Below are 25,135 nucleotides of genomic sequence, written 5' to 3' on the forward strand. Positions count from 1 at the left end.
CCTTTCACGGCTGTTCGGTTTTCGATACCACGTGCTCTTCGGCCACCGAGGCTTGTTCTTCGCGCATTTCCTTCGAGAGAAATACGTTCAGTACGGTGCGAATCACGGCAATAGCTCCCAACTGGCCAATCTGCTGCCAGCTTGGGGCAATGGCGGTGGAAAGGATGTCGGCGCCCAGCTGAAACTCCAGCGCCAAGGCCAGGTAGCGCGCCAGCGAGAGGCGCACGGCCGTAAAATTGGCGGTGCGGCGCCGCAGCAGCATGGGCAGCAACTGCCCCAGTGCCATGAGAATACCCATGCCGATAACACCCGCGCCTACCGCTTCCACACCCAGCTTCAACCATTGCACGGCGCCGCGCACATGGGCCTCTATCAGCTCAAACTGCTTCATACCGGTTTGGTAGCCGTAACTCGACCGTCCGCGGGCTAGCCGCCAATGCGCTTGGTGTTCTTGTAGCCAAGCTTCACCAACTCGCCCATCACTTTCTCGCGCACATCGCCCTGGATGAGGATTTCGGCGTCTTTGGCGCTGCCGCCCACGCCGCACTTGGTTTTGAGCAGCTTACCAAGGGTTTGCAGATCGTCCTCGGTGCCGCGGAAGCCAGTTATCAGCGTCACTTGTTTGCCCCCGCGCTGCTTCTTGTCGAGCTGCACGCGCAGCTGTTGCTGTTGTGGGGGCAGCGTGGTGGTTTCGGCCGGCTCGTCCTGTTGGTATTCGAAATCGGGGTTGGTGGAATACACCACGCCCTCCCGGTTGCCGTGTTTCTTGCTCATGGTATGTAGTGGGTGAATGGCTGGATGGCTACATGGCTGTTCATTTTTCTGTTCTCAGAACGGCCAGCCATGTTGCCATCAAACCATTTGACAATTTACTTGACTTCAAACCCTTCCCCTACCACCACCGGCAGCGCCAAAGGCTCCAGGGCGACGGTAAAGTCGGTGGCGTCGCCGGCGTAGTCGCCGTCGAGGTGAAAACCCAGGGCTTGCTCGGCGCGCACGTGCACGGTCTGGGCCGTGTGGTAGTCGGCGGCGCCTGAGGTCGGCAGGTTGCCCGCCGCCAGCCCATACGCCACCCGAATGGCACGCGTGAAGGGCAGCTGGTTGATCAAACACACATCGAGCAGCCCGTCGCGAATATCAGCCAGCGGCGCGATGTAGGCGTTGTTGCCGTACTGCGCGGCATTGGCAAAAGCCAGCACGTAGCAGTCGGTTTGAATGTGCTTGTCTCCCAGCGTTATTTCCACCGGACACGGACGGTATCGTTGGTACTCGCGCAGGGCCACGCGCACGTAGGTGCTTAGGCCGCGGGTGCCGGCTTCGGCAAAGCAGCGGCTCACGTGGGCATCAAAACCCAGCCCGGCGGTGCAGAAAAACGGCCGGCCGTTCAGCCGCCCCACGTCGATGGGCAGCACGCGCGGGCGGCGCAGCAGGGCCACGGCAGCTTCGGGCCGCAGCGGAATGCCCAGGTGCCGGGCCAGGCCGTTGCCCGAGCCGCGCGGCAACACCGCCATAGCCGCGCCGGTGCCCAACAGGCCCCGCCCCACTTCGTTCACGGTGCCGTCGCCGCCCACGGCCACCACAATGCCGTAGCCTTGGGCGGCAGCTTCGCGGGCCAGCTCTTCGGCGTGGCCGGCGTACTGCGTAGGCCTGATTTCGTAGTGCAGGGCGTAATCCTTACTGAGCACCTGGTTCAGCAAGCCCTGCAAATCGAAGTTTCGGTTGGTGCCCGAAATCGGGTTAAAGATGAAACACAGGCGAGACAGGTTGGGCGTCATAGAGGCACGAAGAAGCGCAGCGGCTGAGCCGGTGGGCAAAGATGCACGGCCGGCGCCAAACGCCCGGTGGTAGTCACATGGATATACGCAACGACGCCCGCCCCGCCGGGAAGGCAGAGCGGGCGTCGGCAGGAGCAAGCGGAGCGGCTTACTGCTTTTTCATCTGGCCGAGTTTCTCGATCAGGTCGGCGGTGCGGGTCGAGTAGCCGGTTTCGTTGTCGTACCAGCCCACCACTTTCACCAGCGTGCCGTTGCACGAGGTCAGCTCCGAGTCGAAGATGCACGAGTGGGGGTTGCCCACGATGTCGATGCTCACGATGGGGTCGGTGGTGTACTCCAGGATGCCTTTCAGCGGGCCATCGGCGGCCTTTTTCAGGGCGGCGTTAACCTCGTCCTTCGTCACTTCCTTTTTCAGTACCACCGTCAGGTCGGTCATCGAGCCGTCTGGAATGGGCACGCGCATGGCCACACCGTCGAGCTTGCCCTTCAGGTGGGGCAGCACCAGGCCCACAGCCTTGGCAGCACCCGTCGAAGTCGGGATGATGCTGTAGGCGGCGGCGCGGGCGCGGCGCAGGTCTTTGTGGGGCGCGTCCTGCAAGTTCTGGTCGGAGGTGTAGGCGTGCACCGTGGTGATGTAGCCTTTCTCAATGCCGAATGCATCGTCCAGCGCCTTGGCCATCGGGGCCAGGCAGTTGGTGGTGCAGGAGGCGTTCGACAGAATCGTTTCGTCGCCGGTCAGAATGTTTTCGTTTACACCCAGTACTACCGTGGGAATGTTGCCGGTAGCGGGAGCCGAAATAACCACTTTCTTGGCACCGGCGGTGAGGTGCTGGCCTGCGCCGGCTTCGTCGGTGAAGCGGCCGGTCGATTCCAGTACCACGTCCACGCCCATGTCGCCCCAGGGAAGCAACTTCGGGTCGCGCTCGGCGAGGGCGGCAATGTGCTGGCCGTTCACAGTCAGGCTGTTCTCGTCGTATTCCACCGTGCCATCGAAGCGGCCGTGCACCGAGTCGTACTTGAGCAGGTGCGCCAGCGTCTTGTTGTCGGTCAGGTCGTTGATGGCCACCACTTCCACGTCGGGGCGGCTCAGCAACGACTTAAACGTCAGGCGGCCAATGCGGCCGAAGCCGTTGATGGCAACTTTGATTTTAGCCATAATTGGGGAAGAAAAGAGTTAGCGGCCCACGCACTGGACCGACAGGTGAGAATGCGCGGACGAAGGTACGCGGCTCGAAATGAAAACCAAATTGGCCGTCAGTACGTGCCCCGACAGCATCTTTGGGCCGCCCCGAATGGCCGCCGCTCAAGCCGGCCCCTACCTCGTCTGCCGCCGCTTTATACCCCACAACTCGGCTCGGATACAACCACGTGGCGGTAGCGGGCCAGCGGCATGGTCGTCTCCGAATCGGACGCGGATACGTCGGCCTGGCGGGCGTGAATTGGCTCGTGGGAGTGGGTGAGCATGCCGCCGGTCCGCCCCTGCCGCACCGCCTGAATTTCAGCCACAATGGACAGCGCAATTTCCTCCGGCGTCTCGGCGCCCACATTCAGGCCAATGGGGCTGTAGAGGCGGCCGCGCAGTTGGGTAGCCGCATCGGGCACTGCCTGCGTCAGCTCTTCCAGCAGCCGAGCGGCTTTCTGGCGGGGTCCCAACAAGCCGATGTACGCCGTGGGCGCCGCCAGCAGGCATTGCAGCACGGCCAGGTCGTAGGCGTAGTTGTGGGTGAGCAGCACGGCATAATCGGTGGTGAGCGGCAAGGCGGGCACGTCGGCCAGCGGCACCACGCGCACCGCGGCGGCCTCGGAGAAACGCTCTGGAGCTGCCTGGCGCGGGCGGCCGTCCACCACCGTCACGTGCCAGCCGAGCGTGGCAGCAAGGCGCACCAGCGGCTGGGCGTCGTTGCCGGCCCCGTACACGGTGAGGCGCAGCGGCGGGCGCAGCACTTCCAGGAAAACCCGCACCGTGCCGCCGCCCGGGGCCGGGTATTCGCGAATAAGGGACTGATCCTGGGCGCGGGCGTGGTCGGCGTCGCGGCGGATGTAGGCGGTAAGGTCGAGGTTGTCGAGGGCGGAGCCGCGCACCTGTCCGTCGGGCATCAGCAGCAGCCGCTGCCCCAAATCGGCCAGGGCTTGCCCGGCGGCACAGCGAAATACGGTGGCCAGCACGGCCGGCTCGGGGTGCTGGGCGAAGCCGCGCAGCAGCTCCAACGGGTTGTCGGGGTCCTGAAAATCGAGGGGCTCCAGCAGAATGCGCACCACGCCCTGGCAGCCGGGGCCGAGGCCGTGCCGGGGGTCGTCTTCGTCGCTGGTGTCGTAGGTAACGAGCGTGGGCTGGCGGCGCTGCAGGGCCTGGCGGGCACGTTGGCGGGCGTCGCCTTCGAGGCAGCCCCCGCTGATGGCGCCGGTGAGCTGGCCGTCGTCGGTGACGAGCATACGGGCGCCGGGGCGGCGGTAAGCCGAGCCGTCCACTTCCACGACCGTGGCCAGGGCACAGGCGCGGCCGGCGGCGCGGTAGTCGTCGTAGGCAGTCAGCAGGCGTTGCAGTTCAGTCATAAGGCAGGTAGGGCCGACGAGGTTGTGCGTAATCGAGAAGCGCCGCGCGCAACGAAGCCAGCCGGTGGCGGCAACAGGATGGCGTTCGGGGAAGTACGCCGGGGCGCGGCGGGCGGTTGCCTGCATAGCGGCCGCGAACGAGCGGCGGCATGGATATTTATTCTTAAAAATCTATATTGGATAAACCCGAAGCGCGCTGCAGCCCTACCCTTCCGGCCAGGAAGGCCACCACCGTTTTTTTCCTCAATCATCATTCTTCAAACGGTATGGAAGCTCAACTTGAACAGATTCGCGAACAGCAGAAAGCCACCTGGAACAAGTTTTCGGCCGGCTGGCGCAAGTGGGACGATTTCACCATGGACTGGCTGCGGCCCATGGGCGACGAAATCATCCGGTCCCTGCACATCAAACCCACCGACCTGGTGCTCGACGTGGCTGCCGGTACCGGGGAGCCGGGCCTGAGTATCGCCTCGCTGGCCAAGGACGGCAAAGTCGTCATTACCGATCTGGCCGAGGACATGCTGGCCGTGGCCCGCGACAAAGCCACGGCTCAGGGCATCCGCAACTACGAAACCGTGGCTTGCGACGTGTGCGAGCTGCCTTTCCCCGACGACACGTTCGATGCGGTGAGCTGCCGCTTCGGCTTCATGTTTTTTCCCGACATGCTGGTGGCCGCCCAGGAAATGCGCCGCGTGCTGAAGCCCGGCGGGCGTCTGGCGGCGGCGGTGTGGGGTCCGCCCACTCAGAATGCGTGGATTACCGCCATCATGGGCACCATCGGTCAGAACATAGAAGTGCCCACGCCGCCGCCCGGCGCGCCGGGCATGTTCCGCTGCGCTGGCCCGGGTTTTCTTTCCGAGCTGTTTCGGCAAGCCGGTTTCCAGCAGGTGACGGAAAAGGAAATAACCGGCAAGCTGCGTTGCGGCAGCAACGACACCTACTGGCAGTTTATGAACGAAGTGGCCGCGCCCGTGGTCATGGCCCTCAGCAAAGCCGACGAGGCTACCCGGGAGAAAATCAGGCAGGAAGTGTATGCCCGCGTCGACCAGCAATACCCCGACAAGCAGGCCGCGCTGGATTACGGCACGGTGGTCGTATCGGGCACGAAGTAAGATGCAGGGCCTGCCAGCTATTGCTCAGTTGCTTTGCCTTTTAGGGGGTGTCCTGCTTGTTCCGGCCTGCCGCCAATCCAACCGGGGCGACGCGCCCACGGCGGCCGAAATCCGCGCCATCGACCTGAAGCAGGGCAACCTGACGATGTGCGGCCCCGCCGACCAGCAATTGGGCACGGCGGTGTTTGAGACGTCGTGCCCCGCCAGCGTGCAGCCCGATTTCAACCTCGCCCTTTCCCTGCTGCACTCCTTTGAGTACGACGAGGCCGAGAAGGTTTTTGCCCGCATCATTGCCCGGGAACCGGGCTGCGCCATGGCTTATTGGGGCGTAGCCATGTGCAGCTACCACCCGCTCTGGACACCGCCCTCCCCGCCTGAGCTGCAGAAAGGCGCCGCCGCCCTGGCCCTGGCCCAGCGTCTGCCGCGCAAAACCACTCGGGAGGCCGCGTTCATTCAGGCATTAGGCGCGTTCTATCAAGACTGGGAACAGGTGGAGCACCGGGCGCGCAGCCTGCGGTTTGAGCAAGCCATGGCCAAGCTCCACGCCGATTTTCCCGCCGACCGCGAAGCCACCGTTTTCTACGCCTTGGCCCTGGATGCCGCCGCCGACCCGGCCGACAAGACGTTTGCCCGGCAGAAAAAGGCCGGCGCCCTGCTGCAGGCCCTGTACCCCGGCGAGCCAAACCACCCCGGCATTCTGCATTACCTCATTCATACCTACGACTACCCGGAGTTGGCCGCGCTGGCCTTGTCGGCGGCGCGCAAATATGCGTCCGTCGCGCCCTCGTCGGCGCATGCGTTGCACATGCCGTCCCATATTTTCACCCGGCTCGGGCTCTGGGACGACTGCATTGCGTCCAACCTGGCGGCCACGTCCTCGGCCCGCTGCTACGCCGAAAGTGCGGGCCTGAAAGCCCACTGGGACGAGGAGTTGCACGGCTTGGACTACCTGACCTACGCCTATTTGCAAAAGGGCGAAAACCAGCTGGCACGGGCCCAGTGGCGCTACCTCGACACCCTGAGCCGGGTGTCGCCGGTGAACTTCAAGGTGGCGTATGCCTACGCGGCTATACCTGCGCGCTACGTGCTCGAAAACAAGCAGTGGCCGCAGGCGGCCCGGCTTCCCCGGCAGCCCGGCAGCCTCGACTGGCAGCAGTATCCGTGGCAGCACAGCATCATTCATTTTGCCCGGGCTCTGGGCCAGGCGCACCTGGGCCAGCTCGATTCGGCCCGCGCGGAACTGGCCGACATGCGCCGGCTGCACCAGGCGTTGCTGGAGTTGAAAGACGCCTACAAGGCCAATCAGGTGCAGATTCAACTGCTGAGCGCCGAAGCCTGGATACGCTTAGCCGAACGCAACTCCGCCGAAGCCCTGCGCCTGATGCAAGCCGCCGCCGACCTGGAAGACCACACCGAAAAGCACCCCGTAACTCCTTCCGAAGTACTACCAGCCCGGGAGTTGCTGGCCGACATGCTGTTGCAGCTGGGCAAGCCGGGGCTGGCGCTGCAAGCCTACGAAGCCGACCTGCGGCAGCATCCGAACCGGTTTAATGGCTTATACGGCGCAGCTGTGGCCGCCGAGCAGACCGGAAACCTGGCCAAGGCGCACCGCTACTTTCAACGGTTGACGGAAGTGGCCGCGGCCCCCGGTGCCAACCGGCCGGAGCTGGCAGCAGCGCGGGCTTTCCTGGCGAAAAAACAGGACCGAATTATTTAATCCCCGCCCCACCTTGCAAGGTCTGGAGCTGGTCTGCAACCCACGGAATAAATTTTTCGTTTTCTACTTTGAAACTCAAAGAACTTTATAGATTTGCATAAACATTCCGATTCGCAGCCGCCCTTACTTCCCCATGAACCTGGCTTCAATCCTCGACCGACTACATGCCCAAGCCAGGCAAAACCGCTGGCTGCGCTACTTCGCCGTGTTTAACCGGGTGGCGTTAGCGGCGGGGTTCATCCCGTCGGGGTTTGTGAAAATTATGGGGGAGCGGTTTACGTCCTTGTCCAATAACCACCCGATGGGGCATTATCTGGAGGCCCTTCACCACACCGGCTACTACTACCCTTTTATCGGGGTGCTGCAGGTAACGGCAGCGCTTTTGTTGCTGCTACCCGGCACGGCCGTGCTCGGGGCGGTTCTGTACCTGCCCATCATCCTGAACATTTGCATCCTGTCGCTTGCGGTGCGCTTTGACGGCTCGCTGCTGACCTCGCCGCTGATGGTGCTGGCCAACCTGTACCTGCTTTGCTGGTATTACGACCGAATAAAATTTCTCTTTCCCTTCACCCAGCCGCCCGCACCGGCGGCCCTCCCGGCGCAGAATAGCAGCAACAAGTTCCCAACGGCCTTTTTTGCTGGGGTAGCGGCCACCGTCGCATTGGTAGTAGTGGGCATTACCTCCTTCGATATCAAGCCTTACAACACCCTGGCCGATTGCCGCATGCAGTTTAAAGGCGGCACCCGTACCCAAGCGGGCAATCGGTTCTGTGAATGCATTCACAACCAAGGAATTCCGCTCGACCAAGCAATGGCCGAGTACCGCCAAGCCCCCGACGACCCCGCCAGCCCACCTCTGCCGGCAGTTAGTACATCGGTGGTCCGTTAGCCCTTCTCTCCTGGGTAGCTAGTTGGACGACGCATCTGCCAAGCCTGCCTAACTGACTCAACATCAACAACCACAAATAAAAAACCATGACTGCTCAACCCCACCTCCCGACCAGCCTGCACCCCAGCCCCTTGAGCAAACGCTTAGCACAGGGTGCTGGCCTTGCCTTCGTACTGATTGCCCTGTTCATGGCGGTTTTTGCCAGCGGGGCAAACCTAAAATTTGGCCTTTGGGCGATACTGCCGCTACTCACGGTGCCGGTGGCGGGTGCCTTCGGAGGCCTGCTGTACTTTCTGCTGGATTACCTGCGCTGCCAGGGTAGCTGGCAGAAGGTAGTGGCCAACGTCTTCTGGGCACTGGCTTATTGCGCCGGGCTGTGGATCAGCTTGGTGGCGGCTTTTGCAGTAACCGGTCTTTGGGACTAACATTCCTTAACAATACCTGCTCATAAGTTATTGAGAGCAGCGCTTCACGAGCCACTTGGATCACCTATTCCGATTTCTTGTGGTCCATGTAGTAAGCCAGATATCCTTCCTGCCGGCCTACAATTGCCGACATCAAGGCGCCCCACTCCCGCCACGTGTACCCAAAGGCTACTCCGTCGGAGAAAACGAAATACCAATCGTTGGCTTTTCTATCCGCCGTTTCCCCAACCCAGCCTAGTTCCTCAATTGCTCTCTTGATCAGTTCTAGGTGTGGCCTGTACTCTGCTGTAGTAGCCATCAGATAGTCGTTCCACAACGGGTCGTTATTCGACCACCAAGGTAGGTCGTCTGTTCCACCGACTGATCCATAGTCTCCCGGCTCATCTGTGGTAACGACTAACTCTAAACCAGATGTGTTCTTGATTTTTAAAGCATCCATAGCCAATCCAAGTTTGTTTCTGCTATTGAACCAGTTAAATTAACCACAAACGCCCCGAAACCACTGCGGCTCCGGGGCGTTTTCATTTGCTGCTTCAGCCGCAACTACAGCAGCTTGTCCAGGTAAATCGGGAGTTGGCGCACGCGCTTGCCGGTGGCGTGGTACACGGCGTTGGTAATGGCGGCGGCCACGCCCAGCAGGCCTACTTCGCCGATGCCTTTCACGCCCAGCGGGTTGACGTGTGGGTCTTCCTCCTCCACGAACACCACCTCGATGTCGCGGATGTCGGCGTTGACGGGCACGTGGTATTCGGCGTAGTTGTGGTTCATGTAACGGCCAAAACGGTGGTCCATCACCGTTTCTTCCATCAGGGCCATGCTGATGCCCCACACAATGGAGCCCAGCACCTGCGAGCGGGCGGTTTTCTGGTTGAGGATGCGGCCGGCGGCCACCACGTTCAGCACCCGCGACACGTGTACGGTGCCCAATTCCTCGTCCACCTTCACCTCCACGAACACCACGTTGTGGGAGTGCATGGAGTATTTCTGCATGGTGAGCGGGTTGGGCATGGCCGAGGAATCGGCTTCGATTTCCCGCTCCCCGCTGGTTTGCAGCACGTCGCGCAGCACCACGGCTTGGTCGTGGTCCTGGCGCAGGCGGATCTGGCCGTTCACGAACTCCACGTCCTCGAACTTGGCGCCCTTGAGGGGCGAGTCGCCCAACTTCTGGGCCAGTTTGAGCAGCTTTTCGCCCAGGGCCTCGCAGGTGCTTTTCACGGCTGAGCCCACCGAAGCGGCCGTCCAGGAGCCGCCCTGCACGGGCGCTTCGGGCAGCGTGGTGTCACCGAGCTTGAACGTAACGGCCTCCATGGGCAGACCCAGGGTTTCGGCCGCAATCTGCGTCATGATGGTGTAGGTGCCGGTGCCGTTTTCGCCGGCGGCGCTGCTCACCGTCAGTTTGCCGTCGGCGGTGATGGTAGCCTTGGCGGCGGCTTTCTGCATGGAGGCATCCCACACGCCCCCGGCCACGCCCCAGCCCACCAGCATGTTGCCTTCCTTGGTGGCGCGCGGCGCCATCGGGCGCTTGTCCCAGCCGAAGCGGCGGGCGCCTTCGTCGTAGGCTTCGCGCAGCTTTTTGCTGCTGAAGGGCTTGTTCTCGTTCTGGTCTTCCTCGGCGTAGTTGCGGCGGCGGAACTCCAGCGGGTCGAGGCCGGCGGCGTAGGCCATTTCGTCCATGGCTACTTCCAGCGCGAAGGAGCCGGTGGCGGCGCCCGGGGCGCGCATGTCGAGCGGCGTGTACACGTCGAGCGCGGCCACCTGGTAGTTGAGGTGCACGTCGGGGCACTTGTAGAGCATGCCCGACCAGTTGACCACGTTTTCGGTGTACTCCTCGAAACGCGAAGTTTCGTGCAGGGCCGAGTGCTTGAGGCCGAGCAAAGCGCCGTCGGGACCGGTGCCCATCTCCACGGTTTGCAGCGTGTGGGGGCGGTGGCCGAAGCTGAACATCTGCTGGCGGGTGAGCGAGAGGCGTACCGAGCGTTTCAGCTCCAGCGCGGCCAGCACTGATAAAAACAGCTCGTACTGGGGCCGCAGCCCCGCGCCGAAGCCGCCACCCATGTACAGGTTCACCACCCGGGCCTGCTCCTTGCTCAGCCCGAACACCTTGGTGACGTACTGCTGGCAGTTGTAGACGCCCTGGGTTTTGTCGTAGATGGTCAGCTTGCCGTTGGGGTGGTAGTGCACGGTGGCCCCAAACAGTTCCATGGGGTTGTGGTGCTGGGCCCCGTGAATGTACTCCTGCTTGATATGCTGCTCGGCCTTAGCCAAACCCTTGTTGGCGTTGCCGCGGCGCACGGGCGGCTTGTAGCCGGTTTTGCCCTTGCCGGGCTCGTGGCCGTCGTCGCGCTTGGCTTCGATGTCGGTTTCGTGCGTTGACTCCTTGTACTCAATGTCGAGGATGCTGGCCGCGTAGCGCGCCAGCTCAAAGGTATCGGCCACGACCAGGGCCACGGGCTGCATGCTGAACTTGACCTCGTCGTCGTGCAGGGGGCGGAAGGGCGAGCCGCCGGGGGCCACGTCGTCCTTGTAGCTCTTGTCGAACCAGGCCAGGCCGGGCACGTTTTCGTGGGAGAAAACCTGGAGCACGCCCGGTATAGCCAGTACCTTGTCGGCGTGGATTTTCAGGATTTTGCCTTTGGCAATGGGGCTGCTGACCACGTAGCCGTACACGAGGTCGGGCACGTTGAACTCGGCGGAGTACTTGGCCGCGCCGGTTACCTTGGCCGGTCCTTCGACGCGGCTCGGCGCTTTGCCGACGTGATTGGTAGTGCTGCTCATCGGGCTGCTCACGGATTACTGTTGTTGAATACGTTGGTTGCCTTTCCGCCCGCGGCGGCCTGCTTCAGAGCCCGCACAATGGCGCGCCGGGCCAGCTCAATCTTGAAGTCGTTGGCGCCCTGTCCCACGGCCCCTTCCACAGAGGCCTCGGCGGCCTTGCGGAACGTGGCCTCGGTAGCGGGCTGCCCCTTCAGCAGGTCCTCGGCGGCGGGACTGCGCCAGGGCTTGTGGGCCACGCCACCCAGGGCCAGCCGAGCATCCCGAATGGTGGTGCCGTCCAGCTCCAGGGCCGCCGCCACCGACACCAGGGCAAAGGCGTAGCTGGTCCGGTCGCGCAGCTTGAGGTAGCTGAAGTTTTTCTCAAACCCCTTCTTAGGCAGCTCCAGGGCCACTATCAGCTCCCCGGCTTTGAGGGTGTTGTCCTGCTCGGGCGCGTCGCCGGGCAGGCGGTGGAAGTCCTCGAACTTGATGCGCCGCTCGCCGCCGTTGCCGCGCACGTGCACCACGGCTTCCAGGGCGGCCAGGGCCACACACATGTCGGAGGGGTGAGTAGCAATGCACTGCTCCGAAGCGCCCAGAATGGCGTGGATGCGATTGTAGCCGCCAATGGCCGAACAGCCCGAGCCGGGTTCCCGCTTGTTGCAGGGCGTGGCCAAATCGTAGAAGTAGTAGCAGCGGGTGCGCTGCATCAGGTTGCCGCCGTTGGTGGCCATGTTGCGCAGCTGCGGCGAGGCCCCGGCCAAAATGGCCTGGCTCAGCAGCGGGTAGCGCGCCTGCACATCGGGGTGCCAGGCGGTGTCGGCGTTAGTGGCGGTGGCGCCCAGGCGCAGGCCACCCTCGGCGGTGGTTTCGATGCTGGTGAGCGGCAGCTTGTTGAGCCCGACGAGGTGCGTGGGCCGGGCCACGTTTTCCTTCATCAAGTCCAGCAGATTGGTACCGCCGCCGATGTAAGCCGAACTATCGTGGCCGCTGAAGTCGCGCACGGCAGCATCGACCGACTCGGCGCGTGTGAGGGTGAAGGGGTTCATTGGTGTAGAGCTTAGAGCGAAGAGGTGAGAACGTAGATTGGACTGCAAGGCCAGACGCGGTGGGCCGGCTGTTTCTCAGCTCTAGCTTCTGAGTGCTATGCTCTTTTTATCTACAACTTCCTTCACGGCGTTGAGGATGCCCACATAGGCCCCGCAACGGCAGATGTTACCGCTCATCAATTCCCGAATTTCGTCTTCGGTGTGGGCCTTGCCCTCGTTGATGAGGCCCTGCGCCGAGCAAATCTGGCCCGGGGTGCAGTATCCGCACTGAAAAGCGTCGTGGTCGATGAAAGCCTGCTGCAGGGGGTGCAGGTTGCCTTCCTGGCCCAGGCCTTCGATGGTGGTAATGTCGGCTCCTTCCTGGAGCACGGCCAGCGTGAGGCAGCTGTTGATGCGCTTGCCGTCGACGAGCACGGTGCAGGCCCCGCACTGGCCATGGTCGCAGCCTTTCTTGGTGCCCGTCAGGCCGGCGTACTCGCGCAGGGCGTCGAGCAGCGAGGTCCAGGGCGCCAGTTCCAGGTGATGGTCCTGACCATTGATGCGCAGCGTAACAGGGGCGGCTGGGGGCGGCGGCAAAGATTGGCCGGCGGATTTGGGGGTCGACGTTCCACTCATAGCACGAAGCGGGTGAGAAGGTTTGGGATTCGACGAAGCGGCGGAATGGACATGCCGCACTTCGGCATAGATGTTTCCTTACGCCCATTTGCCGCACTAGTTGTAGAGCTTGCCGTAGTTTGCGGGCATTATGGCATCTTTTTCGGCCTCCCTACCGGTATAGAGAAACGTCTGCCTTTACTGCTGCCATGCTCACGCCTCCCGAACGCCACCGCTACCGCCGCCACCTGCAGCTCGCCGAAATTGGGGAGGCCGGGCAGTTGCGGCTACGCGCAGCGCGGGTGCTGGTGGTGGGGGCCGGGGGCCTGGGCTGCCCGGTGCTGCAATACCTGGCGGCCGCCGGCGTGGGCACCCTCGGCATTGCCGATGCCGACCAAGTGGAACTCAGCAACCTGCAGCGCCAGGTTCTCTACGGCCCGGCCGACGTCGGTCAGCCCAAGGCCGAAACCGCCGCCCGCGCCGTGCAGCGCCTGAACCCGTTGGTGGCTTGCGAAATTCACAGCCTGCGCGTCGACCGCAGCAACGTGTGCACCTTGGTAGCAGCCTACGACGCGGTGGTGGACGGCACCGACAATTTTGCCACCCGCTACCTGCTCAACGACGCCTGCGTGAGCTTGGGCAAACCGCTGATTTCGGGCGCCATCTACAAGTTCGAAGGCCAGGTGTCGGTGTTCAACTACCGCGGCGGCCCTACCTACCGTTGCCTGTTTCCGGCGCCGCCCGGCCCCACCGAAGCCCCCAACTGCGACACTACCGGCGTGCTGGGCGTGCTGCCGGGGTTGGTAGGCACGGCCCAGGCCACCGAAACGCTCAAGGTGCTGCTCGACCTGGGCGAAGTGCTCAGCGGCCGGCTCTGGGTTATCGACGCGCTAACGTTTCAATCCCGCGCCCTGCGGTTTCCGCGCCACCCCGAGCGCAGCCTCATCAACCTCGACACGGCCAACCCCACCGATTACACCGACGCCATGTGTCCACCGGCCGTAGCCCCCATTTCGGTGGCCGAGCTGCGCCGCCTGCTGCATTCGGCCGCGCCGCCGTTTCTGCTCGACGTGCGCGAACCGGATGAATACGCTGCCGGCCACCTGCCCGGTGCCACATTGGTGCCGCTGGGGCTCCTGGCCGAAAACGCGGCCACCATCCCGCAGCACCAAACCGTGGTGGTGTATTGCCGCTCCGGTGCCCGCAGCGCCCGCGCCGTGGCCCAGCTGCAGACTGATTTCGGCTACACCAACCTGCTCAACCTCGAAGGCGGCATCAGCGCGTGCGACGCCGATTTGCTCGGAGCTTAACCATGCCGCAAACCGCCACGCCCCCCACCCGTCCGCGCCTGCGCTTCGACCGCCACGAGCTGGCCGGTGCCTTCGGCGACTTGGGCACCGACTTGCCGCTGCTCATCGGCGTCATTGCGGCCTCCGGCGCCGACAGCGCAGGCATTCTGATCATGTTTGGGCTGATGCAGGTGTTTTCGGGCCTGTGGTATGGCATGCCCATGCCGGTGCAGCCCCTTAAAGCCTTTGCGGCCCTGGTCATTGCCCAGAAGATTCCCGGCCGCATCATCTTCGGCGGCGGGCTGGCCATTGGCGTTTCCATGTTGCTGCTCACCATCACGGGGCTGATTGATGCCCTGGCGCGGCTGGTGCCCAAGCCCGTGGTGCGCGGCATTCAGCTGGGCCTGGCGCTGCAGCTGGCCACGCTGGCCCTCAAGGAATATGTGCCCGCCGATGGGTGGCCCGGCTACGCCCTGGCTGCCGCTGCCTTTGCTCTGACGGTGGTGTTGCTGGGGCACCGCCGCTGGCCGGCCGCGCTGGCTGTCATTGCCCTAGGCATCGTGTATGCTCTGGTGTTCAAGCTCGATCTGGCCACGGCCCAGCGCGCCGTGGCGCTGCATTTGCCGACCTGGCACCTGCCCGCCCGCGCCGACATCCTGACCGGCGCCGTGCTGCTGGCCCTGCCCCAGATTCCGTTGTCGCTCGGCAACTCCATTCTGGCCACCCACCAGGTAGCCGCCGATTACTTTCCCGAGCGCGGCCTGACGGTGCGCCAGATCAGCTTCACCTACGCCCTGATGAACTTGGTAAATCCGTTTCTGGGCGGCTTTCCGGTGTGTCACGGCTCGGGCGGCATGGTAGGGCACTATGCTTTCGGGGCGCGCACCGGCGGCTCGGTGGTGCTTTACGGCCTGCTGTTTCTCGTGCTGGGCCTTGTGTTCAGCCAAGGCTTTGCGCAAGTGGTGCAGCTATTCCCATTGCCCATCCTTGGCGTGCTGCTGCTCTTCGAAGCCCTGACGCTGGCTGCTCTGCTGCGCGACGTGGCCGAATCCAGACCCGCTATGCTGGTGGCCTTGCTCGTGGGGCTGTTGTGCTGGGGCCTGCCCTACGGCTACCTCGTGGGCCTGACGGTGGGCACGGCCGTGCATTACGCCATGCGCCGCGGTTGGGTAGGGCTCGGCAAATAACTTCGTGGGGCTGGGCACCCGCTTTTCCACTTCCGTCATGACCCCGCAAGCACAGAACACCCAAACCGCCGTTGCCTTCTACCAGTTGATGTTCAACGACTGCCAGCCCGCCGAAGCCGTGGCGCGCTACGTGGGCGCCGAATACATTCAGCACAACCCGCACGTGGCCGACGGCAAGCAGGGTTTCATCGAGTACTTCGAGCGGATGCAGCGCGAGTACCCCGGCAAGCACGTGGAAATTAAGCGCACCGTGGCCGAGGGGAATTACGTGGTGCTGCATTGCCGCCAGCTCTGGCCCGGCGACCAGGATTGGGCCGGCATCGACATTTTCCGCTTCGACGACCACGGAAAAATTGTGGAGCACTGGGACGTGCTGCAACCCATACCCGGCGAAGCGAAAAACAGCAATACCATGTTCTAGCTTCCGCGTCGGCAGCTATTATCCCCCAATGGTCGACATCGACTCGAAGCTGAGCTGGTGCACCGGCCGGCGCTGCTCGGCCTCGAACCCATCGGCGGCGCGGGTATGAAAGGCAGCCGCCAGTGCGTCGCGCAGGTCATCGTCGGAAGCACCGCCGCGCAACAGGGCACGCACGTCGAGCACGCCTTGGTCGTAGAGGCAGGTCTTCACGCCCCCTTCGGCCGTGATGCGCAGGCGGTTGCAGGAGCCGCAGAATGTGCGCGAATACGCTGCAATGATGCCCACCCGGCCCGCATGGCCCGCCAACCTAAACTCGGAGGCCGTGGCGCCGGGGGCCGCGGGCAGCGGTAGCAAGGGGCCGAAGTGGTCTTCCAAGTGCTGCCGGATGCGGCGGTGGTTCCAGGGCAGCGTGGCCGGGGTGGCCTCGTGGCTGCCGCCGTTGAAAGGCATTTCCTCGATAAACCGCACGTTCACGGGTAAGTCGCGGGTCAGTTCGGCCAGCGGCACCAGGTCTTCGATGTTCTGCCCGTCCATTACCACGGCGTTGATTTTCACCTGCATGTCGGCGGCCAGCAGCGCGTGCAGCGTGTCGAGCACCTGCGGCAGCTCGTCGCGGCGGGTGATGCGCCGGAACCGGCTGCGGTCGAGGGTATCGAGGCTGAGGTTGACCGAGCGCACGCCCAACCGGGCCAGCGTGGGCACGTGCGGGGCAGTGAGTACGCCGTTGGTGGTCAGGCCGATGTCGTCGATGCCCGGAATCTGACCGAGCCGCTCGATGAAAGGCAGCAGGCCCCGCCGGACGAACGGTTCCCCACCGGTGAGGCGCACTTTGCGCACGCCCAGCCCGGCCAGTACGGCCACCACGCGCTCCATTTCTTCGTAGGTGAGCAGCTCCTGCCGCGGCACGTAGGCAATGCCTTCCTCGGGCATGCAGTAAAAACAGCGCAGGTTGCAACGGTCGGTTACGGCCAAACGCACGTATTCGAGCGGGCGGCCGTGGGCATCGTACAACTGGGTGGGCACTGCGGACATACAAAGCGGGCTGCGCCGGTGCACTTGCCGGCTGCGTGTGCCACAAAGAACGCCACCACGGCTTTTGTGTTCACATTTGCACCACAAAACATGGGTTTTCTCCTCCTACTTCGTTTATGAACCTCTCCATTGCCCTGTTCGGCATCACCCGCGAAATAGTGGGCAGCTCCGTGCTGCAGCTCGACGTGCCCGAGGGCCAATCGGTTGACGGGCTGCTGACCCAGCTGCGGCAGCACTACCCCGCGCTGGGCCAGCTCAGCAGCCTGGCGGTGGCCGTTAACAACGAATACGCCGAGCCCACCGACCGGCTGCACGAACGCGACGACGTGGCCCTGATTCCACCCGTCAGCGGCGGCTAAAAATCCAATTATCAAGTCATTGGAAGAGACTTCCGTACCCCGGTCCTAAGCCCGTTCGGTCAGTTCTTCCTTGCATTGCGCCTTACTCCATATGCTCATCCAACTCACCGACCAGCCCATCGACGTGGCCGCCGTGCTACAAGCCGCGCAGGCCGACGGCGCCGGAGCCGTTAATGCTTTCATTGGCACCATTCGCAACCAGAGCACCGGCCGGCGGGTGGTGCGCCTGCACTACGAAGCCTACGACCAGATGGCCCTGCACCAACTGCGCCGAGTGGCCGAGCAGGCCGTCGAAAAATGGCCCATGCTCCAGCAGGTAGCTGTGGTGCACCGCAAAGGCACGCTGGAAATCGGCGACGTAGCCGTGGTGGTGGCCGTGTCTACCCCGCACCGCGCCGAGTCGTTTGCCGCCTGCCAGTTCATCATCGACACCCTCAAGCAGGTGGTGCCCATCTGGAAAAAGGAGGAGTACGAAGACGGCTCGGTATGGGTAGCCGCGCATCCGTAGCTATTGGCCACGCAGCTCCTGCTGGGCCGCCGCCCGCTCGGCCGGCGTGTTCACGTTGCGCAAATCCTGCGGCACCGGGGCTTGCAGCACCTCGGTATCGGAGTTGATGAGGACTTTGCGCGGACACGAATACCCCTGGCCCAGAAACTGCAGCAGCACCCCGTAGCTGCGCGGCTCCCAAATGGTGATAAGCGGCTCGGGAAACTCGTTTTCCGGGCTTTGGAAGGCGGTAGCCACGCGGCCGGCGTGCCGGTGCTCCACCAGGTAGCGTAGCGTCTCGGCGGAGAGAAACGGCAGGTCGCAGGCCACCACCAGCCACGCGGCGTTGGGGTCGTGGCGGAAAGCTGTCAGGATGCCGCTCATCGGGCCGAGGTCGAGAAACTGGTCTGGCAGCGGCGTCAGGCCGTCCGGCACGTGGGAAACCTGGTCGGGGCGGCAGGAGATGAGCACGTCCTGGCAAAACGGCGCCAGCAGGGCGGCGGCGTGCGCCTGTTGCTCTTGCTGGTGGTAGCGCAGCCGGCTTTTGTCGGTTTGCATGCGCTGGCTCCGCCCGCCCGTCAGCACCAACCCACGCAACGGCGGCTGACGGTGCTGCCACCACTGTTGCACCCAGGTGGCAATGCCGGCAGTATCGGCCAGGTGCAGCACCGGCACCGAGCCGGCTTGAGCCAGGTGCGCTTCCAGGTACGCAGGCAACTCGGTTTGGCTCTCGGCCAGCAGCACGAGCTGCACATCGGTAAGGCGGTCGAGCTTTTTGTCGAGCGGTTTTTGGGCGCTGACGATGGCCACCTGCTGCCGGGCGCGAAAGTGGTTGCCGTTGACCAGCACCAGGCTTTGGTCGGCCAGCCACTGCTGCTGGGCAAACTTGTCGAAGCCCCGCCGCATATCGAGGCGCCGGAAGTGAATCTTGTCGGTCAGCTCGGCGGCTGCACCGGCTTGCAGGAGCGCATCGGCATCCCCTGCCCCACCCTGCGCCGCTGCGTCGCCGGCGGCGTGGTCGGCATCCACGTAGGCCACGCTTAGCTTGGGGCTAAGATGCGCTGCCAACTGCGCCGCCAAGTCTTTGATAACGCCGCAGGACGCGCCCAGAATGGCCAGTTCGTGGCGGCCGAATTCGCCTGCTGCCGGCCGGGCCAGCGCGGCGTGCTTCTGGTGCTGCTTGGGTTCCATACGTCTCGTTCAGCGCGGCCGAATCGAAAGCCGGCCTTGATGTTAGTTCTTTTGCTCGTCTACGTGCTGGAAGTCACGCTTGCCGCCGGTTTTGCTGAGCAGGCGCGTTTCCTGAATGACAATATTGTGCGACAGCGCCTTGCACATATCGTAAATGGTGAGGGCCGCGACGGAAGCTCCGGTCAGGGCCTCCATTTCCACGCCGGTTTTGCCCGTCACGCTGGTCGTGCATTCGATGACGACGGCGTCGGGCAGTTCCACTTCGATGGTCACCTGGCAGTCGTCGAGACCCAGCGGATGGCAGAGCGGGATGAGGTCGGCGGTGCGCTTGGCGCCCATGATGCCCGCCAGAATGGCCGTTTGAAACACCGGGCCCTTGCGCGTGGGCAGGTCGCCGTGCTGCACCAGCGCCACAATATCGGCGCCGAGCACCACGCGGCTGCGGGCGCGCGCCACCCGGCGGGTTACGGCTTTGGCCCCCACATCTACCATGGCCGGTTGGCCGGCGGCGTTGAGGTGCGTGAGTTTTGAGGAAGTATCCGACATAGAAAGCAACAACAGCGAAAGAAGCCGGCAAGTTGACCAAAACCGCCGTAACAAGGCCCGCGGTTTCCGTTATTCGTGCCGTCCGCACCTTTGCGGCCCGCCTTTGCCGTGCTCCGGGTGCAAACCACAACGGTTACACCGGGCGGCGAAGTGCCTGCCTTTCCTTCCGCGCATGATTTCAGTTGCCGAAGCCACCCGCCTGGTTTTTTCCACCGTCGGCCCCCTGCCTGCCGAAACCGTGGCCCTGCCCCAGGCGGCCGGCCGCGTGCTGCGCGAGCCGCTGCATGCCGACCGCGACTTTCCGCCTTTCGACCGCGTAGCCATGGATGGCATTGCCCTGCGCTTTGCCGCCCTGGAAGCCGGGCAGCGCGCTTTTTCCATTGCCCGCACCCAGTTGGCCGGCCAGCCGCCGCTGCCGCTCGAGGAGCCCCAGGCTGCCGTCGAAATCATGACCGGAGCCGCCCTGCCGGCTGGTACCGACACCGTTATTCGCTACGAAGACCTGGTTTTTACCTCCGAAGCGGGCCGCCGCGTGGCTGCCGTGCAGGTGCTTCCGCCTGCCCCCGGTCACAACGTGCACCGCCGCGCCACCGACCGCCGCCAGGGCGACTTGCTGCTGCCCGCGGGCACCTTGCTTGGCCCGGCCGAGCTGGGCGTGGCCGCCACCATCGGCGCCGGCCTGGTGACGGTTGCGCGCCGCCCGCGGGTGGCTGTGGTGAGTACCGGCGACGAGTTGGTGCCAATCGACCAAACGCCTTTACCGCACCAGATTCGGCGCTCTAACGGGCTGATGCTGCAAGCCGCGGCGCAACAGGCCGGGGCCGTGGCCGAGCTGTTTCACTTCGACGACGACCCGGCCGCGCTGCGCCAGGGACTACCGCCGTTGCTGCGTGAATTCGACGCGGTGCTGCTGAGCGGAGGGGTATCGAAGGGGCAAGCCGATTTTTTGCCCGCCGCCCTGCAGGATGCCGGCGCCGAGCAGCTCTTCCACGAGGTGCGGCAGCGGCCGGGCAAGCCGTTTTGGTTTGGGCGCCATCCTGCAGGCGCGGTAGTGTTTGCCTTGCCAGGCAACCCGGTTTCCACTTTCGTCAATTACTACCGCTACGCCGCCCCGTGGCTGCGCGCCGTGCAACAGCCCGCACTGCCAATGCTTCCAGTATTCCACGCAGTGCTGGCGACTGATGTGGTGTTTCGACCGGCCCTTACGCATTTCCTGTTGGTGCGCCTCGTCAGCGCGCCCGACGGCCGCTTGCTGGCCTACCCGCTCGACCGCACTCAGAATTCCGGCGACCTGGCCAGCCTGCTGCTCGCGGATGGTTTTGTGGAGCTGCCTGCGGAGCGCGAAACGTTTGCCGTGGGCGAGGCGGTACCCGTGTGGCGTTTCCGCTACTAAAGACCAATCAGGCAGTCCGAGTGCAGAGAATGTCCTCCGCTCATTAGATACAAAGAGTGGCGCCGAACGCATGACCATGATATGCGTACATGGGTGTTGGCCTTCCCAGCCCACCGCTTACGCTATTACCCTTATGGCCCAGGAAAACCTTAACCCTACGGCGCCTGCCGACGACCACGACGAGGCACGCCGCACGTTTCTCAAGCAAACTTCGGTGCTGACGGCCCTGGCCCTCACGCCGGGTCCGGTGGTGCAGGCCGCAGCGGCGCAGTGGGACGAAAAAGTAGCGGCGGCTTTCGAGAAAGTGCCACTCAAGCTCGACATCAACGGCAAAAAATACCGCTTGCAGGTGGAGCCGCGCACGACGCTGCTAGACCTGCTACGCGAACAACTACACCTTACCGGCACCAAAAAAGGCTGCGACTACGGCCAGTGCGGCGCCTGCACCGTGCACGTCGACGGGCAGCGCGTGAACAGCTGCCTCACGCTGGCCGTGATGCAGGACGGCCGCAAAGTCACCACCATCGAGGGCCTGGCCGAGGGCGACAAGCTGCACCCCATGCAGGAGGCGTTCATCAAGCACGACGGGTTTCAGTGCGGCTACTGCACGCCGGGCCAAATCATGTCGGCCGTGGCTTGCATTCGGGAGGGCCACGCCAATTCGGAGGGCGAAATTCGGGAGTACATGAGCGGCAATATCTGCCGCTGTGGGGCGTATCCCAACATTGTGGCTGCCATTCAGGAAGTGAAAAACGGCGGGCAGAAAGTATAACTGCCGCTTTATCGACCAGTTGTATGAACCAGTTTCAATACGTTCGCCCCACCAAGCAGAAGGCCGCCATTGAGGCGCTGGCCCGTGACGCCAACGCCCAATTTATTGCCGGCGGCACCAACCTGCTCGACCTCATGAAGCGCGGCGTGATGCAGCCCCAGAAACTGGTCGACATCAACCGCCTGCCACTGAATAAGATCGAGCGGATGGACGGCGGCATTCGCATTGGGGCCCTGGCCCTCAACAGCGCCGTGGCCGAAGACCAATTGGTGCAGCAGCAGCTGCCGTTGCTGGCTCAGGCCCTGAACGCCGGCGCCTCGGCGCAGCTGCGCAACATGGCCACCGTGGGCGGCAACATGCTCCAGCGCACCCGCTGCCATTATTTCTACGACACGGCCCTGCCCTGCAACAAGCGCGAACCGGGCTCGGGCTGCGGCGCGCTCGAAGGCATCAACCGCATGCACGCCATCTTCGGCTTCTCCGACAAGTGCATTGCCGTGCACCCCTCCGACATGAGCGTGGCCCTGGCCGCCCTCGATGCCACGGTGCTGGTGAGCGGCCCCAAAGGCGAACGGCGCATTGCCTTCCTCGACTTTCACCGCCTGCCCGGCGACACTCCGCAGAAAGATACCAACCTGGAGCAGGGCGAACTGGTGGTGGCCGTGGAAGTGCCCGAAAACGCTTTCCCGAAGAATGTGCATTACCTGAAAGTGCGCGAGCGGGCCTCCTACGCCTTTGCGCTGGTGAGCGTAGCGGCCGCGCTCCAACTTGACGGCAACACCATCAAGGCCGCTCGCTTGGCTATGGGCGGCGTGGCCCACAAGCCTTGGCGGCTCACGGAAGCCGAAGCTGCCCTGGTGGGCAAGCCGGCTACCGAAGAAACGTTTCGGCAGGCGGCGGCCGTGGCCATGCAGGGCGCGAAGGCGTTCAAGCACAATGCCTACAAGCTGAAACTGGCCCCGAACTCGATTGTGCAAGCCCTGAAAAATGCCGCTGGCCTAGCCTAAGCTCCCCATGAAAGAACAACTGCTGCAAGACGGCAAGGCCGTCGGCGACCGGATGAGCCGCGTGGATGGCCGCTTGAAAGTGACGGGTGCGGCTACCTATTCGGCCGAATACGCGCTGCCCAACCTTGTGCACGCGGTGCTGGTGGGCAGCACCATTGCCAAAGGGCGCATCCGCAGCATCGACACCAAGGCTGCCGAACGGGCTCCGGGGGTGCTGGCCGTCATTACGCACGTGAACTCGCCCAAAGTACCCGGCTTTGCCGCCAAGCAGAACCCCGACGAGCCGCCCACCATCGGGCAGCCGTTGCGCGTGTTCTACGACGACAAAATCTACTTCAACGACCAGCCCATTGCGGTGGTGGTGGCCGATACGCTCGAGCGGGCCCGCTACGCGGCCGGCCTGGTGAAGACGCAGTACGCAGCCGAACCGCACCAAACCAATTTCGAAGCCAACAAGGCCCGTGGATTTCTGCCCACCCAGGCCAAGCGCAACCCCAAGTCCCCGCAGAACGACTACGACCGGGGCCAGAAAGACGGCTACCAGTCGGCGCCGGTGAAGCTGGAGGCCGAGTACGTGCACGAGTCGGAAATGCACAACCCGATGGAGCTGCAAAGCATCATTGCACACTGGGAAGCCCCCGACCGGCTGACGGTGTACGACAAGGTGCAGGCCGTGAAGGGCACCCAACGGGCCTTTGCCAAAGACTGGGCGCTGCCGGAAGAAAACGTGAAGGTCATTGCCACGTTTGTGGGCGGGGCCTTCGGCAACGGGCTGCACAACTGGCCGCACGAAACGGCCGCCATTATTGCCGCCAAAGTCACCAACCGGCCGGTAAAGCTGGTGCTGACGCGCGAGCAAATGTTTACGATGGTGGGCTACCGGCCCAAAACCTGGCAGCGCGTGGCCATGGGCGCTACCCGCGACGGAAAGCTGGTGGGCATCACCCACGAGTGCATCGGCCAAACCTCAAGCTACGAAGAGTTTACGGAGTCGTCGGTGCAGCAGACACGCATGATGTACGCCGCCCCGAACGTCTCCACCCGCTACCGCATTCTGGGGCTCGACATCAGCACGCCCATCTGGATGCGCGGGCCGGGTGAGGCTACCGGCGCCTTTGCCCTGGAATCGGCTATCGACGAAATGGCCCATTTGCTGAACCTCGACCCGCTGGAATTCCGCCTGCGCAACCACACCGACACCGACCCGGAAAAGAATAAGCCGTGGTCGACCAAGTACCTGAAGGAGTGCTTCCAGGCCGGGGCCGAGCGCATTGGCTGGAGCAAGCGGCGCATGCAGCCGGGCACGCTGCGCGAAGGCGACTGGCTGGTGGGCTACGGCATGGGCGTGGGCACTTTTGGCGCCAACCGCGGGGTGGCCAAAGTGCGCGCCGTGCTCCGCGCCGACGGCTCGGTGCTGCTGCAAAGCGCCACCACTGACATTGGCCCCGGCACCGGCACCGCCATGGTGCAGATTGCCGCCGATGCCCTAGGCCTGTCTCCCGACAAAATCCGTTTCGAGTTGGGCAATTCCACCTTTCCCACGGCCCCTTCGCAGGGTGGCTCGTCCACCGTCAACACCGTGGGCTCGGCCGTGCTGGCCGCCTGCACCGAGCTCAAGCAGAAACTGCAACAGTTGGGCGGCGCGGCTTTTGCCGGCGCCGCGCCCGATCAACTCACGCTGGCTGGTGGGCAGTTGGGCCTGAGAACCAACGCGGCGGCAAAAGCGTCGTTGGCCGATTTGCGCAAGCAAAACAACGGGCAGGATATCGAGGTAACCACCGAAGCCAAGCCCGGCGACGCCCGCCAGAAGTATTCGATGTATTCGTTTTCGGTGCACTTTGCCGAAGTGCGGGTGCACGCCCTCACGGGCGAGGTCAGAGTAACGAAAATGGTGTCGTGTGCCGACGCCGGCACCATCGTCAACCAGAAAACCGCCGGCAGCCAGATGATTGGCGGCGCCATCGGCGGCATTGGCATGGCTCTGCACGAAGGTGCCTTGATGGACGACCGGTTTGGGCGCTACGTAACCAAGGACCTGGCCGATTACCACGTGCCCGTACACGCCGACGCCCCGCCCGTAGAAGTGTTCTTCGTGAACAAGCCCGATACCCTGGTCGACCCCATCGGCACCAAGGGCATCGGCGAAATTGCCATCATCGGCGTGGCCCCGGCCATTGCCAACGCCATCTTCAATGCTACCGGCAAGCGCGTTCGGGAGCTTCCCATTACGCCTGACAAGCTGATCTGATACCCAACCCGACCAAAACAAAAAGGCCTCTGCGTTTCCGCAGAGGCCTTTTTCAAAACGAGCAGGTTGTAGTCCGTAGGGGAATCGAACCCCTGTTGGCAGAATGAAAATCTGCAGTCCTAACCCCTAGACGAACGGACCAGATTACGTGCCGTGTTCGTTTTGATGATGCAAAGGTAGCAAGCCGAAGCTCTGACGCAATACCTGCTCCTCAAAAAAGTCTTAGCCCGGCAGGATATTTCTGATTTTCAGAAAGAAAAATTTCGGGCCGCTGCGAGCTACTGATAGCTATAGAAACTCCTGGCGGCAGGCTTTTGCCCGATTCTGCGCCGCTT

At 63.6% G+C, this 25,135-nt stretch carries 25 protein-coding genes and 1 tRNA gene; 13 read left to right on the forward strand and 13 right to left on the reverse strand.

Annotated features, from left to right (window positions below; all coding sequences use genetic code 11):
• Positions 1-4 precede the first annotated feature (4 nt).
• From F0P96_RS16220 to F0P96_RS16240, 5 genes are all read right to left on the reverse strand, one after another.
• Positions 5-391, reverse strand: a complete 387-nt coding sequence (locus F0P96_RS16220) for a DUF1622 domain-containing protein (protein ID WP_151079974.1) — start codon at positions 389-391, stop codon at positions 5-7.
• Between the two features lie 35 nt (positions 392-426).
• Positions 427-774, reverse strand: a complete 348-nt coding sequence (locus tag F0P96_RS16225; RefSeq protein ID WP_151079975.1) for a translation initiation factor — start codon at positions 772-774, stop codon at positions 427-429.
• A 95-nt stretch (positions 775-869) separates the two neighbouring features.
• Positions 870-1,775: a diacylglycerol/lipid kinase family protein gene (locus F0P96_RS16230; RefSeq protein WP_151079976.1), complete on the reverse strand. Its 906-nt coding sequence runs from the start codon at positions 1,773-1,775 to the stop codon at positions 870-872.
• Positions 1,776-1,923: 148 nt separating this feature from the next.
• Entirely contained in the window at positions 1,924-2,931 is a 1,008-nt protein-coding gene (gap, locus tag F0P96_RS16235; protein WP_151079977.1) for a type I glyceraldehyde-3-phosphate dehydrogenase, read from the reverse strand.
• Positions 2,932-3,110: 179 nt separating this feature from the next.
• Positions 3,111-4,328 carry an XdhC family protein gene (locus F0P96_RS16240; protein ID WP_160619907.1) on the reverse strand — a complete coding sequence of 406 codons (1,218 nt, stop codon included), beginning with the start codon at positions 4,326-4,328 and terminating at the stop codon, positions 3,111-3,113.
• 266 nt (positions 4,329-4,594) lie between these two features.
• Between F0P96_RS16240 and F0P96_RS16245 the strand changes: the two genes are divergently transcribed.
• The 4 genes from F0P96_RS16245 (at position 4,595) to F0P96_RS16260 (ending at position 8,471) form a co-directional block, all read left to right on the forward strand.
• Positions 4,595-5,440: a class I SAM-dependent methyltransferase gene (locus tag F0P96_RS16245; protein ID WP_151079979.1), complete on the forward strand. Its 846-nt coding sequence runs from the start codon at positions 4,595-4,597 to the stop codon at positions 5,438-5,440.
• 28 nt (positions 5,441-5,468) lie between these two features.
• On the forward strand, positions 5,469-7,157 hold the full coding sequence (locus F0P96_RS16250) for a hypothetical protein (RefSeq protein ID WP_201743875.1): 1,689 nt from the start codon (positions 5,469-5,471) through the stop codon (positions 7,155-7,157).
• A 133-nt stretch (positions 7,158-7,290) separates the two neighbouring features.
• Complete coding sequence (locus F0P96_RS16255; protein WP_151079981.1) at positions 7,291-8,046, forward strand: DoxX family protein; 756 nt, start codon at positions 7,291-7,293, stop codon at positions 8,044-8,046.
• A gap of 86 nt (positions 8,047-8,132) precedes the next feature.
• A complete protein-coding gene (locus F0P96_RS16260; protein WP_151079982.1) occupies positions 8,133-8,471 on the forward strand; it encodes a potassium transporter KefB in 339 nt (112 codons plus the stop codon).
• Between the two features lie 64 nt (positions 8,472-8,535).
• On the opposite strand, the gene F0P96_RS16265 is transcribed toward F0P96_RS16260, so the two are convergent.
• From F0P96_RS16265 to F0P96_RS16280, 4 genes are all read right to left on the reverse strand, one after another.
• Positions 8,536-8,910, reverse strand: coding sequence for a hypothetical protein (locus F0P96_RS16265; RefSeq protein ID WP_151079983.1), 375 nt, complete (start codon positions 8,908-8,910; stop codon positions 8,536-8,538).
• Between the two features lie 104 nt (positions 8,911-9,014).
• On the reverse strand, positions 9,015-11,246 hold the full coding sequence (locus F0P96_RS16270) for a xanthine dehydrogenase family protein molybdopterin-binding subunit (RefSeq protein ID WP_151079984.1): 2,232 nt from the start codon (positions 11,244-11,246) through the stop codon (positions 9,015-9,017).
• Between the two features lie 8 nt (positions 11,247-11,254).
• Positions 11,255-12,274, reverse strand: a complete 1,020-nt coding sequence (locus tag F0P96_RS16275; protein ID WP_151079985.1) for an FAD binding domain-containing protein — start codon at positions 12,272-12,274, stop codon at positions 11,255-11,257.
• Positions 12,275-12,355: 81 nt separating this feature from the next.
• Positions 12,356-12,889, reverse strand: coding sequence for a (2Fe-2S)-binding protein (locus F0P96_RS16280; protein ID WP_151079986.1), 534 nt, complete (start codon positions 12,887-12,889; stop codon positions 12,356-12,358).
• Positions 12,890-13,077: 188 nt separating this feature from the next.
• On the opposite strand from F0P96_RS16280, the gene moeB reads away from it, so the two are divergent.
• Genes moeB through F0P96_RS16295 form a run of 3 tightly spaced genes read left to right on the forward strand, consistent with a single transcriptional unit; the run spans position 13,078 to position 15,765 of the window.
• Positions 13,078-14,178, forward strand: coding sequence for a molybdopterin-synthase adenylyltransferase MoeB (gene moeB, locus F0P96_RS16285; protein WP_151079987.1), 1,101 nt, complete (start codon positions 13,078-13,080; stop codon positions 14,176-14,178).
• A 2-nt stretch (positions 14,179-14,180) separates the two neighbouring features.
• The gene (locus F0P96_RS16290; protein WP_151079988.1) at positions 14,181-15,344 is read left to right on the forward strand and encodes a putative sulfate/molybdate transporter; all 1,164 of its coding nucleotides are present in this window, start codon (positions 14,181-14,183) and stop codon (positions 15,342-15,344) included.
• A gap of 37 nt (positions 15,345-15,381) precedes the next feature.
• On the forward strand, positions 15,382-15,765 hold the full coding sequence (locus F0P96_RS16295; RefSeq protein ID WP_151079989.1) for a nuclear transport factor 2 family protein: 384 nt from the start codon (positions 15,382-15,384) through the stop codon (positions 15,763-15,765).
• Between the two features lie 18 nt (positions 15,766-15,783).
• Here the strand turns inward: F0P96_RS16295 and moaA are convergent, their stop codons facing one another.
• Positions 15,784-16,797, reverse strand: a complete 1,014-nt coding sequence (gene moaA, locus F0P96_RS16300; RefSeq protein WP_151079990.1) for a GTP 3',8-cyclase MoaA — start codon at positions 16,795-16,797, stop codon at positions 15,784-15,786.
• 116 nt (positions 16,798-16,913) lie between these two features.
• Here moaA and F0P96_RS16305 point away from each other — a divergent pair, with 116 nt between their 5' ends.
• Both F0P96_RS16305 and F0P96_RS16310 read left to right on the forward strand, forming a co-directional pair.
• Positions 16,914-17,156 carry a MoaD/ThiS family protein gene (locus F0P96_RS16305; protein ID WP_151079991.1) on the forward strand — a complete coding sequence of 81 codons (243 nt, stop codon included), beginning with the start codon at positions 16,914-16,916 and terminating at the stop codon, positions 17,154-17,156.
• Between the two features lie 91 nt (positions 17,157-17,247).
• A complete protein-coding gene (locus tag F0P96_RS16310; protein ID WP_151079992.1) occupies positions 17,248-17,664 on the forward strand; it encodes a molybdenum cofactor biosynthesis protein MoaE in 417 nt (138 codons plus the stop codon).
• Here the strand turns inward: F0P96_RS16310 and F0P96_RS16315 are convergent, their stop codons facing one another.
• Positions 17,665-18,834, reverse strand: coding sequence for an NTP transferase domain-containing protein (locus F0P96_RS16315; RefSeq protein WP_201743874.1), 1,170 nt, complete (start codon positions 18,832-18,834; stop codon positions 17,665-17,667).
• A gap of 42 nt (positions 18,835-18,876) precedes the next feature.
• Positions 18,877-19,380 carry a cyclic pyranopterin monophosphate synthase MoaC gene (gene moaC / locus F0P96_RS16320; protein ID WP_151079993.1) on the reverse strand — a complete coding sequence of 168 codons (504 nt, stop codon included), beginning with the start codon at positions 19,378-19,380 and terminating at the stop codon, positions 18,877-18,879.
• Between the two features lie 172 nt (positions 19,381-19,552).
• On the opposite strand from moaC, the gene F0P96_RS16325 reads away from it, so the two are divergent.
• The 4 genes from F0P96_RS16325 to F0P96_RS16340 all read left to right on the forward strand — a co-directional run bounded on the left by F0P96_RS16325 (position 19,553) and on the right by F0P96_RS16340 (position 24,800).
• Positions 19,553-20,773, forward strand: a complete 1,221-nt coding sequence (locus F0P96_RS16325; RefSeq protein WP_151079994.1) for a molybdopterin molybdotransferase MoeA — start codon at positions 19,553-19,555, stop codon at positions 20,771-20,773.
• A 133-nt stretch (positions 20,774-20,906) separates the two neighbouring features.
• Entirely contained in the window at positions 20,907-21,545 is a 639-nt protein-coding gene (locus tag F0P96_RS16330) for a (2Fe-2S)-binding protein (RefSeq protein WP_151079995.1), read from the forward strand.
• Positions 21,546-21,568: 23 nt separating this feature from the next.
• Positions 21,569-22,552 (forward strand): FAD binding domain-containing protein, encoded by a 984-nt coding sequence (locus F0P96_RS16335; RefSeq protein WP_151079996.1) that lies wholly within the window; start codon positions 21,569-21,571, stop codon positions 22,550-22,552.
• Positions 22,553-22,559: 7 nt separating this feature from the next.
• Positions 22,560-24,800, forward strand: a complete 2,241-nt coding sequence (locus F0P96_RS16340; RefSeq protein WP_151079997.1) for a xanthine dehydrogenase family protein molybdopterin-binding subunit — start codon at positions 22,560-22,562, stop codon at positions 24,798-24,800.
• A gap of 69 nt (positions 24,801-24,869) precedes the next feature.
• Here the strand turns inward: F0P96_RS16340 and F0P96_RS16345 are convergent.
• Positions 24,870-24,941 (reverse strand) — tRNA-Glu (locus F0P96_RS16345).
• Between the last annotated feature and the right edge of the window lie 194 nt (positions 24,942-25,135).

The sequence above is a fragment of the Hymenobacter busanensis genome (assembly GCF_008727865.1).
Lineage (GTDB): Bacteria > Bacteroidota > Bacteroidia > Cytophagales > Hymenobacteraceae > Solirubrum > Solirubrum busanense.